The organism is Streptomyces sp. NPDC047853 (genome assembly GCF_043204535.1).
Lineage (GTDB): Bacteria > Actinomycetota > Actinomycetes > Streptomycetales > Streptomycetaceae > Streptomyces.
On record NZ_JBIDCI010000010.1, the window covers coordinates 96,785 to 110,388 of the forward strand.

Annotated in this window: 11 protein-coding genes; 6 read left to right on the forward strand and 5 right to left on the reverse strand. The window is 74.3% G+C overall.

What is annotated here, in order from left to right:
• Positions 1 to 58: 58 nt before the first annotated feature.
• From thiE to ACGF5T_RS20070, 3 genes are all read left to right on the forward strand, one after another.
• Complete coding sequence (gene thiE / locus ACGF5T_RS20060) at positions 59 to 718, forward strand: thiamine phosphate synthase (RefSeq protein WP_356610574.1); 660 nt, start codon at positions 59 to 61, stop codon at positions 716 to 718.
• 123 nt (positions 719 to 841) lie between these two features.
• The gene (gene metF / locus ACGF5T_RS20065; RefSeq protein ID WP_356610573.1) at positions 842 to 1,765 is read left to right on the forward strand and encodes a methylenetetrahydrofolate reductase [NAD(P)H]; all 924 of its coding nucleotides are present in this window, start codon (positions 842 to 844) and stop codon (positions 1,763 to 1,765) included.
• Positions 1,766 to 1,821: 56 nt separating this feature from the next.
• A complete protein-coding gene (locus tag ACGF5T_RS20070; protein WP_356610572.1) occupies positions 1,822 to 2,796 on the forward strand; it encodes a hypothetical protein in 975 nt (324 codons plus the stop codon).
• A 37-nt stretch (positions 2,797 to 2,833) separates the two neighbouring features.
• Here the strand turns inward: ACGF5T_RS20070 and ACGF5T_RS20075 are convergent, their stop codons facing one another.
• The 4 genes from ACGF5T_RS20075 to ACGF5T_RS20090 all read right to left on the reverse strand — a co-directional run bounded on the left by ACGF5T_RS20075 (position 2,834) and on the right by ACGF5T_RS20090 (position 8,486).
• Positions 2,834 to 4,354 (reverse strand): NAD(P)/FAD-dependent oxidoreductase, encoded by a 1,521-nt coding sequence (locus ACGF5T_RS20075; protein ID WP_366767898.1) that lies wholly within the window; start codon positions 4,352 to 4,354, stop codon positions 2,834 to 2,836.
• A gap of 476 nt (positions 4,355 to 4,830) precedes the next feature.
• Positions 4,831 to 5,460: a TetR/AcrR family transcriptional regulator gene (locus ACGF5T_RS20080; protein WP_356610570.1), complete on the reverse strand. Its 630-nt coding sequence runs from the start codon at positions 5,458 to 5,460 to the stop codon at positions 4,831 to 4,833.
• Between the two features lie 55 nt (positions 5,461 to 5,515).
• Positions 5,516 to 7,600 (reverse strand): YhgE/Pip domain-containing protein, encoded by a 2,085-nt coding sequence (locus ACGF5T_RS20085; protein WP_361011670.1) that lies wholly within the window; start codon positions 7,598 to 7,600, stop codon positions 5,516 to 5,518.
• Entirely contained in the window at positions 7,572 to 8,486 is a 915-nt protein-coding gene (locus ACGF5T_RS20090) for an ATP-binding cassette domain-containing protein (protein WP_366767899.1), read from the reverse strand. Before ACGF5T_RS20090 ends, ACGF5T_RS20085 begins: the two co-directional genes overlap by 29 nt.
• A gap of 200 nt (positions 8,487 to 8,686) precedes the next feature.
• Here ACGF5T_RS20090 and ACGF5T_RS20095 point away from each other — a divergent pair, with 200 nt between their 5' ends.
• The 3 genes from ACGF5T_RS20095 (at position 8,687) to ACGF5T_RS20105 (ending at position 10,954) form a co-directional block, all read left to right on the forward strand.
• On the forward strand, positions 8,687 to 9,202 hold the full coding sequence (locus tag ACGF5T_RS20095; protein ID WP_356610567.1) for an SAV_6107 family HEPN domain-containing protein: 516 nt from the start codon (positions 8,687 to 8,689) through the stop codon (positions 9,200 to 9,202).
• 245 nt (positions 9,203 to 9,447) lie between these two features.
• A complete protein-coding gene (locus ACGF5T_RS20100; protein ID WP_356610566.1) occupies positions 9,448 to 10,275 on the forward strand; it encodes a methyltransferase in 828 nt (275 codons plus the stop codon).
• A gap of 277 nt (positions 10,276 to 10,552) precedes the next feature.
• Positions 10,553 to 10,954: a spore wall synthesis complex protein gene (locus ACGF5T_RS20105; RefSeq protein ID WP_053129412.1), complete on the forward strand. Its 402-nt coding sequence runs from the start codon at positions 10,553 to 10,555 to the stop codon at positions 10,952 to 10,954.
• A 193-nt stretch (positions 10,955 to 11,147) separates the two neighbouring features.
• Here ACGF5T_RS20105 and ACGF5T_RS20110 read toward each other — a convergent pair whose 3' ends face one another.
• Positions 11,148 to 13,538 (reverse strand): DUF3488 and transglutaminase-like domain-containing protein, encoded by a 2,391-nt coding sequence (locus ACGF5T_RS20110; RefSeq protein ID WP_366766174.1) that lies wholly within the window; start codon positions 13,536 to 13,538, stop codon positions 11,148 to 11,150.
• Positions 13,539 to 13,604: the final 66 nt, after the last annotated feature.

The window sequence follows — 13,604 nt, forward strand, 5'->3', positions numbered from 1 at the left end:
GTCAACCGAGGCCGTGCGCCCGCTCGCGGGCCCACGCCACCGACCTGGGGGAACCCGCATGCCCGCACCAGACGCCAGCACCGCCCGCGCCCGGCTCGCCGACGCCCGGCTCTACCTCTGCACGGACGCCCGCCGCGGACAGGGCGACCTGCCCGAGTTCCTGGACGCGGTGCTGGCCGGCGGCGTCGACATCGTGCAGTTGCGCGACAAGGGCATGGAGGCGGCCGAGGAACTGGAGCACCTCGAGGTCTTCGCCGACGCCTGCGCCCGCCACGGCAAGCTCCTCGCGGTCAACGACCGGGCGGACGTCGCCCACGCCGCCCGCGCCGACGTGCTGCACCTCGGCCAGGGCGACCTCCCGGTGCCCGCCGCCCGCGCGATCCTCGGTGACGACGTCCTCGTCGGCCGTTCCACCCACGCCGACTCCGAGGCCGCCGCTGCCGCCGTCCAGGACGGCGTGGACTACTTCTGCACCGGCCCGTGCTGGCCGACCCCCACCAAGCCCGGCCGGCACGCGCCCGGCCTCGACCTGGTGCGGTACACGGCGTCCCTGGGCACCGACCGCCCCTGGTTCGCCATCGGCGGCATCGACCTGGGCAATCTCGACGAGGTCCTGGAGGCCGGTGCCCGGCGCGTCGTCGTGGTCCGCGCGATCACCGGCGCCGACGACCCGGGCGCGGCGGCGGCCGACTTCGCGAAGCGGCTGCGCCAGGCGTAGCGAGACGGATGCGCCAGGTCGTAGCCGGAGGCATGTGTCCAAAGGATGGACAACAAATCGACAATGCGGACAAATCTCCCGCATCCGGTTGGGTGACCGCCGCCCCCTGACTAACCTGCCCGTATGGCCCTCGGAACCGCATCCACCAGGACGGATCGCGCACGCACCGTGCGCGACATCCTGGCCACCGGCAAGACGACCTGCTCGTTCGAGTTCTCGGCACCGAAGACGCCCAAGGGCGAGAAGAACCTGTGGAGCGCGCTGCGGCGGGTGGAGGCGGTCGCCCCGGACTTCGTCTCCGTGACCTACGGCGCCGGCGGTTCCACGCGCGCCGGCACGGTCAGGGAGACCCAGCAGATCGTCGCCGACACGACGCTGACCCCGGTCGCCCACCTCACCGCGGTCGACCACTCCATCGCCGAGCTGCGCAACATCATCGGCCAGTACGCCGACGCCGGGATCCGCAACATGCTGGCCGTGCGCGGCGATCCGCCCGGGGACCCCATGGGCGACTGGATCGCGCACCCCGAGGGCCTGACCTACGCCGCCGAACTCGTCGAACTCATCAAGGAGTCGGGCGACTTCTGCGTCGGCGTCGCCGCCTTCCCGGAGATGCACCCGCGCTCCGCCGACTGGGACACGGACGTCGCGCGCTTCGTCGACAAGTGCCGGGCCGGCGCCGACTACGCGATCACGCAGATGTTCTTCCAGCCGGAGTCCTACCTGCGCCTGCGCGACCGGGTCACCGCGGCCGGCTGCGAGACCCCGGTCATCCCCGAGGTGATGCCGGTGACCAGTGTGAAGATGCTGGAGAGGTTGCCGAAGCTCAGCAACGCCTCGTTCCCGGCCGAGCTGGAAGAGCGGATCCTCACAGCCAAGGACGATCCGGCCGCTGTACGCTCCATCGGTATCGAGTTCGCCACGGAGTTCTGCGCGCGGCTGCTGGCCGAGGGTGTGCCCGGACTGCACTTCATCACGCTGAACAACTCCACGGCGACCCTGGAAATCTACGAGAACCTGGGCCTGCACCACTCACCGCGGGCCTAGACCGGCCGCACATACTTGCGACACACTGCGTAGCGGCCACTGGGAGAGGGGCGTACATGGGCTGGGCGGTCCTCTACATCGCGTTCGGCATCGTCGCACTGTGGCTGCTCGGCGAGGTGCTGCTGCAGTACAAGGCGCGGCTGCGCTGGCGGCTGCTCGCCTTCGGCGGCTTCCTCGGTGTCGTGGCCGGTGTGCTGATGTCGAACGTCATCGTCATCGGGCTGGGCGCGGCCGCCTTCGCGGTCGGCCAGACCTACGTCACGCTGTCGTTCCGCCGCGGTTTCGAGGCCGGGTGGGCGGTCAACGCCCCGGCGGGCCTCGCCGCCCGGCGCGGCCGTCCCGAACGGGGCCGCCAGGAGCCGACGTTGGAGGTCTCCGGCCTCGAAGCGGCCGGGAGCGGCCCGGACGGCCGGGACGCCTACGACGACGGACTCGCGCAGGCCCAGGGGCCGGGCCAGGGCGGCCTCCCCTACGGCCACGACGACTACGACCGCGACGACGTCTTCACCCCGGCCCGCCCCGTCGACCCCACGGCCGCCGAGACCACCGCCGTCTACGAGCCGCAGCCCATGCCGGACGACACGGGGTCCTACGGCGTGTACGCCGACACCGGCTACGGCCACGACCAGCAGGCACCGGCCGCCCAGGGCGCCGACCAGGCCTACGCCTACGACTACTCCGGCTACGGCCAGCAGGGCTACGGGTACGACACCGGCGGTCAGCAGCAGTACGCCGCCTACTCCGACCCGTACATCGGCACCCACACCTACGGCGGGGCCTCCTACGACACGGGCGGTTACGACACGGCGGGCGGCCAGCAGTACGGCCAGCAGGGCTACGGGCAGGACCCGTACGCCACCGGAACGCCCGGCGGTTACGGCGGGGAGACCCCCGCCGGCGGCGTCTGGGTGCCGCAGCAGCGCAGCACCGACGACCCCTACGGCGGTGAACTCCCGCCCGAGCAGACCTACCCGCACCAGGGCAACGGTCAGACGCAGGGCCAGGGCTACGACGAGCAGTACCGCTACTGACCGCCTCCGGTCCGCCCGGTGACCGGCCCTGGGCCGCTCACCGGGAGCCCTGGAACGCCGGTCCCTCCACGACGAGTCCGGCGACCAGCGCGCCCGACATGCCCGCGTGCGGGAGACCCCCACCGGGATGCGACCAGCCCCCGACCGTGAACAGTCCCCGCGTGCGCGTGCCGTTCGCCGGGTGCAGCAGACGTCCCTCCGACCCCGCCAGCGCCGGCACCGGGACCGCGCCGTCGGCCACGCCGGTGGCCGCCGCGACCCCGGCCGGGGTGCGCACCTCGTGCCACAGCAGACGGTCGCGCAGGCCGGGCACCGCCCGCTCGGCGACATCGATCAGCCGCTCGGCCTGAAGGCCGAAGACCTCTGTCGCCGCCCAGTCGGAGTCGCTGCCCAGGGCGGGCACCACCGCGGTGAGCGTGAGAGCCTCGTGCTCCGCGTCCGGGACCAGGGCCGCGTCGTCGGGCCGGAGCACCGTCACCGTCGGCCGCGCGGCCATGCCGGGCGTCGCCCCGAACAGGCAGTCCAACTCGGCCGCGCGGTCCGGGGAATGCACCACCGTCCGGTGCGCCGCCCCCTCCGGACGGCCGCCCCGCAGCGCCAGCAGCACCGTCAGCCGGCTCGCCGCACCGCGCTGCGGCGCCACCTCGCCGTCACCCCGCACCTCCGCGTCCCCGCAGAGGCGGTCGAGCACGTCCGGCGCCACCCCGGCGACCACGAACTCGGCCTCGTGCACGGCACCGTCGGCCAGCTCCACGCCGGCCGCCCGGCCGTCCTTCACGACGACCCCCGCGACCTCGGCCTCGAAGCGGAACTCGACCCGGCGGGCCAGGCACCGCTCGTACACCGCCCGCGCCAGCTCCCGCAGACCGCCGCCGCGCACGTACCACGTCCCGAAGGCGTACTCCATGTACGGCAGTACCGCGGCGTTCGCCGGGGCGGTACGGGGGTCGAGGCCGTACGCCAGCGCGTGGCTCTCCAGGAGGGCGGCGAGCCGCGGGTCGCGCAGCTCCCAGGCGCCGACCTCGGCGAGGGTGCCGGCCCGGCGGGTGCGCAGCAGGCGCCTGTGCGGGACCGCCGGATAGGGCTCACGCGCGGCCAGCACCTCCCAGTTCGGCCACAGGGGCTCCTCCAGGAGGGGGCGGCGGGTGCGGTCCCAGGTCTCCCGCGCCCGCACCAGGAAGTCGCCCCAGCGCTGCCCGGTGTCCTCACCGAGCGCCGCGTCCAGGGCGGCGACCACGCCGGCCCGCGAGGCGTTCGGCAGCGAGAGCTCCGTGCCGTCCGCGAACACGTGTCGTGACGAGGGGTCGACCTGGACCAGCTCGACACAGGACTCCAGCGGCTCCTTGCCGGTCTTGACGAACAGATCGCGCCAGACCGCCGGCAACGGCAGCAGACCGGGACCGGTGTCGAAGGAGAACCCGTCCCGCTCGAAACGGCGCAGGGCCCCGCCGTACGTCGTCGTCCGCTCGTACACCACCACCCGGTGGCCCGCGACGGCCAGCCGGGCGGCGGCCGCCATCGCGCCCATCCCGGCGCCGATCACCGCAATCCGTGCCATGCCAGGGACTTTATCCGCCGCCGACCGTCCCGCTCCAGGGGAGGGCACCCCGTCCACCTGCGGGAACGGCCGGCGGCGGACCGGAGCCTGAGTACCGGGACGGGCGCGCGCGTGACCGGTCGACGGCATGCCGCCGTGGGCCGGGGTGCGCACCCCTGAGTACGGCTACCTAGTCCGTCAGATGAGTACGCGCGCGGATGGGCCCCGACCTGCGAGAACGAGAGAGTGGAGGCACGGAGAGGGGCACGGCCGAGGACCGGCGACACGGGGCGCCGGAACGGAGCCGGGCCCACGATCCGCTCCTTCCGTCGGCCGTGGCCGGCGGGAGCGAGGCACGGGGGAGCCCGCGGGCACGACCTGGGACGGTCGTACCGCCGGGGGACGTACGGGGGAGAAGGCGCCGGTCCGACGGTGGCCCGCGGGGGACGCGGCCACCACGGACCGGCGTTCTTCGTGCGCGGGCGCGGCCCGGTGCCTCAGGGGCGGCCGCTCACGCGCCCCTGGAGCAGCCGGGACAGGGCCGCGTGCACGTCGTCGAGGGAGCGCTCGGGCTGGAACGACTTCCAGTCCAGCGCGGCCACCAGCACCATGCCGACCAGCGCGGCGGCGGTCAGCGGCACGTCGATCTCCTCGCTGAACTCACCGCTCGCCACGCCCTCGCGCAGCACCCCCTCCACCACCGCGACGGCCTCCTGCCGCACCACCAGCAGCGTCGACTGCCAGGCCCGGTTGGTACGCCACAGCTCGGCCACGTAGAGCTGGGTGAAGGCCGGGTAGCGGTCGATGAAGGCGAGCCCCGCGCGGATCATCGCGTCCAGGGCGTCCACCCGGCCGCGACCCTCGCGCGCCGCCTGCTCCGCGGCCTCGCGCAGCGACGCGGTGAGGAGCCCGACACCATGGCGCAGCAGCTCCTCGAAGAGGACGGACTTGCTGGCGAAGTTGTAGTAGACCGTGCCCTTCGCGACCCCCGCGCGTTCGGCGATCTCGTCCACCGTGGTGGCGGAGAAGCCCTGCTCGGCGATGAGGGTCACGGCCGCCTCGTAGAGCTTCTGCCGGGTGGCCTCGCGCCGGCTGCTGCCCGGCGAGGTGGCGCTGCTGCTTTCCATGGTCCCGATTGTCACAGCACCGCCCTCGGGGGCGTCACCGCAGGGCCCGGGGCGTTCACAGGGTCAGCTCCGGGTGCAGCCGGTCGAGCGTCCACACCTGCCGGCGGCGGGCCGACAGCGCGGTCAGCGCGAGCGCCGCCGCGGTGAACGCGGCGAGCACCACGCACGCGTGCCACACCGGTTCCAGCCCGCCGCCCGTGATGAGCCTCCTGAGGGCCTCGACGACGTGGCTCATCGGCAGGAAGGGGTGGATCGCGTTGAAGAAGCCCGGACTGGTCTGGACGGGGTACGTGCCGCCCGCGGACGTCAGCTGGAGCATCAGCAGCGCGAGCACCAGGATGCGGCCCGCCGCCCCGAAGCGGGCGTTCAGCCACTGCACGATCGCCGCGAAGCACGCCGTCACCAGGAACAGGAAGCCCACCGTCCCGGCGGCCCGCACCATCTGCAGGCCGACCGCCCAGTGCAGCACCGCCATCAGGGCCGTCGTCTGCAGGACCCCGAGCGCCACCACCGGCAGCCAGCCCGCCAGCGCGATCCGCCGGGCCGACGCCCCCGCGGCGAGCGCCCGCCGGTTCATCGGCGGGACCAGCATGTACGCCACCATGGCGCCCACCCACAGGGACAGCGGAATGAAGTACGGGGCGAAACCGGTGCCGTAGTTCGGTGCCTGGTGCAGGGACTCGGAGGCGAGCCGGACCGGGTCCGCCATCACGGCGGTGCGCCGGTCGCGCTCGCCCTCGTCGTAGTCGGGGATCTTCTCGGCGCCGTCGTGCAGCCCGCCGGCGAGCTTCCCGGAACCGTCGACGAGCTTGTACATGCCGCCGTTCAGGTCGTCGGCGCCGATCCGGAGCGCGCCCACCCCCTCGTCCAGGTTCTTCGCGCCGGTCCTGGCCGTGCCGAGACCCTTGTGGATCTTCTTGGCACCGGCGGCGACCTTTCCGGCGCCCGTGTTGAGGTCGTTGACCTTCTTGACGGCGTCGTCGAGGTCCTCGGAGAGGTTCGGTGCCCGTTCGGCGAGAGCCTGCGCCTGCTTCTGGAGGTCGGCCAGGTGCCCGTCGAGCGTCTTCAGCTGTTCCTCGTGGTCGGTGACCAGGCCGCTGACGTCGTCGGCGACGGTCGCCACGGTCGCCGCGGCGTCCCGGGCCTTCTCCAGGTCCGGGCAGGCCGCGTCGGGCAGCGCGGGGTCCGCACACCGCGTCCGGTACACCGCGGCCAGCGCGTCGGACTCCGCGCGGGCGTCCTTCGCCGCCGCGGGGGCCTCGTCCACCAGGGCGTCCAGGTCCTCGCGGATCGTGCCGGAGGAGTCGGCGACGAACTGGGCCGTCTCGCCGATGGTCCGCTCGTTGTCCTCCAGGAAGGGCCCCACCCGTCCGGCGGCGTCGTTGACCCGGTCGGCGAGCTTCTGGGTGCCGTCCGCGACCTGCCGCGAACCCTTCTCCAGGTCACCGGCCCCGGTGTCGAGCTTCCGCAGGCCCTTGGACAGCCTGCCGCTGCCGTCCTCGGCGTCCTTGAGGCCGTCGGCCAGGTCCTTGGAGCCCTTCTCCGCCTTCCCGATGCCGCCCTCCAGCTCGTCGGCGCCCTTGGCCGCCTCCACGGTCTCGCCGTGGATGTCGGAGAAGGAGATGAAGATCCGGTCCAGGAACGACCGCGACGCCTTGCCGGACGCCGCCTCGCGCACCTCGCCGAACACGGTCCGCGAGATCTGCCCGACGATGTAGTTGTTCGCGTCGTTCGTGCGCACCCGCAGCGCGCCGGTCTCCGGCGAGTCGCCCCCGCTGGAGGCGATGCGGCGGCTGAGGTCCGCGGGCATGGTCAGCGACAGGTAGTACGTGCCGTTCTCGACGCCGCGTCGGGCCTCGGCGGCGCTCACCTCGTGCCAGTCGAAGACCTCGCTCTCGCGCAGCCCTTCGGTGATGTCGTCGCCCGCCGTGAGCCTCTCGCCGTGCGAGGTCGCCCCCCGGTCGTCGTTCACCAACGCCACGGGAATGCGGTCCAGACGCCCGTACGGGTCCCAGAACGACCACAGGTACAGGGCGCCGTAGAGCAGCGGCAGCAACAGCAGCGCGACCAGGGCGGCCCGCGGCAGGCGCCCGCGCCCGAAGCGCCTGAGCTCAAGGGCGGCCAGTCTCGGCGAGCGCATCGGCGGCCTCCTCCGTCCCGTCCTCGGCGTCCTTGCCGCGCCGTGCGCCGGTGGCCGCCCGGGTGTCCGAACCGTCGTCCGTCCCGTCGTCCGCAGGGCCCTCCCCGGGGGCCGCCTCGGGCTCCGGGATCGTGGGCTCCGGGTTCGCGGGCCCGGGGTCCTCGTGCTCCGGGTCCTCGTGCTCCGGGTCCTCGGGCCGGGTGGAGACGGTCACCGCTCCCTCGGGCGGCTCGCCGCACACCGCCAGGACGGTCGTGCCGGACGCGGCGACCGAGGCGAGCAGGGACCAGGTCTCGGCCCGCTCGGCGGCCGACAGCTTGAGATCGGCGTCGTCGACCCCGAGCAACCGGGGGCGGCCGATCATCGCCAGCGCGACCGACAGCCGCAGCGCCTCCGTGCGCTCCAGATCCCGTACGGCGGTCCGCGGTCCCTTGGGCAGCGTCCCCGGGTCCAGTCCGGCCGCGGTCAACGCCTCGTCGACCCGCAGCCGCTCCCGCGCCGTCCGCTCCCCGCGCGGGCGCAGCAGGCCGCGCACCGAGTCGCCGAAACGGCGCTGAAGCAGCGCACGCTCCCGCAGGTGCTCGGCGACGGTCAGGGCCGGGTCGAGGTCCGTGACGCCCGGCACGTGGGCCAGGGCGCTGACCCGGCGCAGGGCGGACATCCGCCGGGGCAGTCGCAGGCCGCCCACGGTCGCCGTCCCCTCCGTCGGCCGCATCCGGCCCGTCAGCGCGAGCAGCAGGCAGGTGCGGCCCGAGCCCGACGGTCCCGCCACCGCGATGAGCGCGCCGGGCTCCGCGTCGACGCGGACCCCCCGGAACGCCCAACCGCGCGGCCCCCTGAGTCCGAAGCCGCGGGCCGTCACCGCGAGCCCGAGCGGACCGTCCACGCCGCCTCACCCCTCGACCCCTTCCGGACCGGCGTCCGGGAGAGTGTTTTTGAACTGACTGGTCAGTGCAAAAGCTAACCCGAACCTACGATCGAGGCAAAAGCCCTGGTCAGAACGGATTGTCAGTGGCATACCTCACGATGGGCACATACGGCACCTCTCACAGGGCGTGCCGTCACGAAGACGACAGGAGGATCGTCATGGCCCACTCGTCCGCAGCCGCCGCCCGGCGCCGCGCAGCCGGCCCTGCACCCTCACTGACCGGTCCGGCGAGCGACGTGCACCCCGTGCTGCGCCGGACGACCGCCCCGCCCGCCGCCCTCGACCTGCTCGCGCAGGCACGGGCCGGTCTGGAGGAGGCCACCGTCCTCGAAACACCGAACGAGCGCTACGCGACGGCCCATCTCGCCGCCCTGCGCACCGCCGCCGCGGTGCTCGCCGCACGGGGCCGCCCGGAGACCACCCCGCGGGCCCGGGCCCGCATCCGCAGCGCCTGGGAGGTGCTCCCCGAGATCGCGCCCGAGCTCTCCGACTGGAGCGCGCTGTTCGCCTCGGGAGCCGGGCGCCGGGCCCGGGCGGAGGCGGGCATCCAGGGCGCGGCGGGCAGCCGGGACGCCGACGACCTGATACGCGACGTGGCGATGTTCCTGCGCCTGGTGGAGCGGATGCTGGTCCTCCAGCCGGTCCTCCCGCAGCCCCGGCCCGACGCGGGGTAGCGCCGGGGAGGCGTGCGGTGGGCGTCCTTGGGGTGCCGGGTGAGCGGCCGAGGGAGCGCCGGGCGACCGGATGCGGGGCGCGGGACGGGCGGGCGTGGGGCGGTGGCACGGGGTGATCGGTCGGCGCACCGGAGGCAATAGGGTGGGAGGAGCCTGAAGCCTGCCCCTTCCCGCACCGGGCCGGGGCGGCAGCCCGTTCGCTCCGCCCGTGCCCGAGGCGGTGCCGCGCCGAGGAGTCAACTGCCGTGTCGGACCCGATGCGCCCGCCCGTCTCCCCCCACCGCCCGCCCACGGCGTCGCCGCGCTCCGAGCCCGCACGTTCCCGCGCCGCCCTGCGCACCGCCGTGGTCTGGGACGTCCTCCAGGACGCCCTCGACCGCCGGGTCAAGGCCACGGGACGCCAGGCGCTGGACGTCCTGGACACCGGTGGCGGCAGCGGCAACTTCGCGGTGCCGGTGGCCCGCCTCGGCCACCGCGTCACCGTCGTCGACCCGAGCCCCAACGCCCTGTTCGCGCTGGAGCGCCGGGCCGCCGAGGCCGACGTCGCCGACCGGGTGCGGGGCGTCCAGGGGGACGCCCACGGCCTCTTCGACGTGGCCGAGCGCGGCGGCTACGACGTGGTGCTGTGCCACGGCGTCCTGGAGTACGTGGACGACCCCGCCGAGGGCGTCCGCAACGCCGTCGCCGCCCTGCGCCCCGAGGGCGTCCTCAGCCTGCTCGCCGCGGGGCTGGGCGGTGCCGTGCTCGCGCGCGCCCTCGCCGGGCACTTCGCGGAGGCCCGGCAGGCCCTCGGCGACCCGAACGGCCGCTGGGGCTCGGGTGACCCCGTGCCCCGCCGGTTCACCGCCGAACAGCTCACCGGACTGGTCGAGGCCGCGGGGCTGCGGATCGGCGCCGTGCACGGCGTGCGGGTCTTCGCCGACCTCGTCCCCGGGGTGCTGGTGGACACCGAGCCCGGTGCCATGGACGCCCTGCTGAAGCTGGAGGCCGCGGCGGCCGAACTCGCCGCCTTCCATTCTGTGGCCACACAGCTGCATGTGCTCGGTGAGACCCGAGGGACTCAGGAGACCTGAGCAACCCCGTGGGGTAAGCCGCTGATCAGGGCCGCGACTGCAGATGGAGTACGCCACAGGCCCCCCGAACGGGGGCCAGTCGCCGTATGATCGAGGGAGACCACCCGGCATGACGGGTCGGCCGCTGGGGAATGCAGACTTCAGCGAGCCGGCACGGCCATGACGGAGACCGGTTGGCCAATTGGCGTAATGGGGCGGGTTTCACGGGGGCGAATCCCTGCCTATCCTGAAGGGACCCCCCGGGTCGCCCCGGCGACTGCACGATGAGGAGGACTCCGTGCCGCTCTCGGAGCACGAGCAGCGCATGCTCGAGCAGATGGAGCGAGCGCTGTACGCCGAAGATCCCAAGTTCGCGACAGCGCTCGAGGGAAGCGGGCTGCGTACGTACACCCGGCGACGGGTCTACCAGGCGGTCGCGGGCTTCCTCGTAGGTATTGCGCTCCTCATGGCCGGTATGGTCGCCCAGCAGGTCTGGCTCAGCGTGGTGGGTTTCCTCGTCATGCTGGGCTGCGCGGTCCTCGCCGTGACCGGCTGGCGCAAGGCACCGAAGCCGGGCGAGCAGCCCGCCGCCGGTGCCGGACCACAGACACGCCGTCAGGGGCGCCAAAAACGCTCCATGATGGACCGCATCGACGAGCGCTGGCAGCGCCGCCGGGACGAGCAGCAGGGCGGCCAGTAGCTCCAGCCGTCCGTTCACCAGGACATCCGTGTGAGGGGGTGGGCCACCGATCGGTGGCCCACCCCCTCACACGTGTCCGTGAAGTGCCCGGGGCGCCTCCGCACCGGCTCGACGAGGCGAGGGCCGCGCCGCAGCGCGCCCCCGCTCCGTCGGGGCCCGCCCGGCGCTCCACCGCGCCGCACGGGCCGCCGCCTCAGCCCTGCTGCCCCCGCGCCCTGCGCAGCGTCGGCCGGGCCGCCGCGACCCGCCGTTTCGAGGCCGCCCACCACGCCGACGCCGCCCAGACCACCCGCACGGTCGAACGCGGGGCGAACCGTGCGCGCAGCCGAGTGCCCCGGCCGACCCCGGCCCGCAGGCCGGCCTCCGCCCGGCGCACATCCTCCGCGAGGCCCGCCGTCGGGCGCGGGCGCGGCGCGTAGAGAGCCTGCTCCACGGCGTCCGCCACCCGGTGCACCGACGCCGCGGCCGCCGGATCGAGCTGTCCGAGCCGGACGATGCGGGCCGCCGCCCTGCGCGGGGTCTGCGACTCCTGCGGCAGGATCCCGACGTCCCACGCGGTGTCGGTCAGCTCCTGCCAGACCGCCAGGGTGTGCGGCCCCGCGTCCGCCTCACCGCGGCCGTGCGCCCCCAGCCGCGCCGAGCGGGTGCGCAACCGCCACAGCATCGGTGCGAGCGGGGCCAGCAGCACCGCGAGCCCGGCCAGCACCCAGGCCAGCACCGCGTACCACTTCGGTCCGTTCCCGCCCGAGACCGGCGCCGCCGCCGCGGACTCGCTCGCGCAGGCCTCCAGCTTCTTGTCCTGGGCCGAGCAGGACTCGCTCACCGACGGCGCCGCCGACGGCTCCGTCTCCGCGTTCCGGGACGGCAGGGCGGGGTCCGGCACCGAGCTGTCCGGCGTGTCCGTCAGGGTGTACGAGGGAGTCGAGCCCCGGGTCGGCGTGGGCTCGAAGCGGGTCCAGCCCACGCCCTCGAAGTACACCTCGGGCCAGGCGTGCGCGTCCCGCAGTCCCACCGAGACCGAGCCGTCCGCCTGCGGGGAGCCCGGGGCGAAGCCGACCGCGACCCTGGCCGGAATGCCCAGGGACCGGGCCATCGCGGCCATGGCGAAGGAGAAGTGGACGCAGAAGCCCTGCTTGTCCCTCAGGAAGCGGGCTATCGCCTCCGAACCGCTGCCGACCTTGACCTGGGTGTCGTACTCGAAACCGCCGTTGACCGCGAAGTACTCCTGGAGCTTGACCGCCTGCTCGTAGGGGTTCACCGCGTCGGCCGTCACCTCCCGGGCGGTCCGGGAGACCACCTCGGGCAAGGAGTCCGGCAGCTCGGTGTACTCCCGCGTCAGCGCTCCCGGCGGTCGCGGCGCCGCGGCGAGCTGCTCCGCCGTCGGCTGCACGTTCAGGCCCCGCACCTCGTACGTCAACCCGCGTGTGTTCTGGCCGTGGTCGCCGACCAGCGTCATACCGACGGGCTCGTAGCGCCAGTTGCCGGCGACCCGGACGCCGCTCGGCGGGTACGGCATCGGCAGCCAGTCCTGCGCGTACCAGTCCGCGGCCGAGATGGTGGCCCGGGTCTCCGTCCGCTCGATGCCGGGGCCGAGGCCGACCGGCGTCGGGAAGGAACCCTCCGGTACGCCGGTGATGTGCCGCTTGGACGGCTTCCACGTGGTCCCATCGAAGTCGTCCAGGGACACGATGCGCAGGTACAGGTTGGCTATGTCGTTCGAGTCGGTGTCGACACGGAGGACCTGCCGGTTCTCGTCCACGTTGAGACTGTCGCGCAGGGAGACCAGAGGGTTCACCGCGGAGATCGTGCCCCCGCCGCCGGTGCCGTCACCGGCCCCCGTCCCGGCGCTGTCCAGCAGACCGCCGTCCATCGCGGGCAGCGCGAGCGGCACCACCAGCGCGATGCCCAGCGCGAAGGCGCCGATGCGCCGCCCCGTGCGGACCGGCGCCACCGCGCCTCTCGGCTCCCCGCCCGGTGTACGCGGCGCGCCGCCGAAGACCCGGCCCCACTGCGCGAGCCGGTCGCGCCCCTCGGCCAGCAGCAGCATCAGATAGCCGGCCGCCGCGACCAGGAACCACAACCAGTCCGTGCCGCCCTCGGACAGCCCCGCGGCCACCGAGTACAGCGCGAGCAGCGGCAGGCCCGCCGGGGCGGCGCTGCGGAAGGTCACCGCGAGGGTGTCCACCAGCAGCCCGATCACCAGGACACCGCCGACCAGCATCAGCCGGATGCCGTCCGACTCCAGCGGCGCCGGGATCGCGTACCGGGCGATGTCGTCGCCGCCCTGGCGCAGCAGGTCGGCGAAGCGCTGGAAGGCCTGCGGGCCGGGCAGCAGCCCGGCGAGCGCCTGCTGCCGGGCGAAGACCAGCGTCAGGAGCAGCAAAGTGACCAGGGCCTGCGCGGCGACGGTCAGCGGCCGGGCCAGCGGCACCCGGCGCGCCGCCGCACCCACCCCGGACTGGACGGCCAGGAGGAACGCGGCCTGAAGGATCCAGGTGGCCGGATCGACCAGCGGCAGCATCGCGCACGCCGTCATCAGGGTGGCCGCCCACGCGCACAGGGCCAACCGGGCCCGCCCGCTCATCGCGCACCCTCCCCGCCGCCGGGCGTCCCGGGACCGCTGCGCCCCGGACGTCCCCGTCCCCGCTGC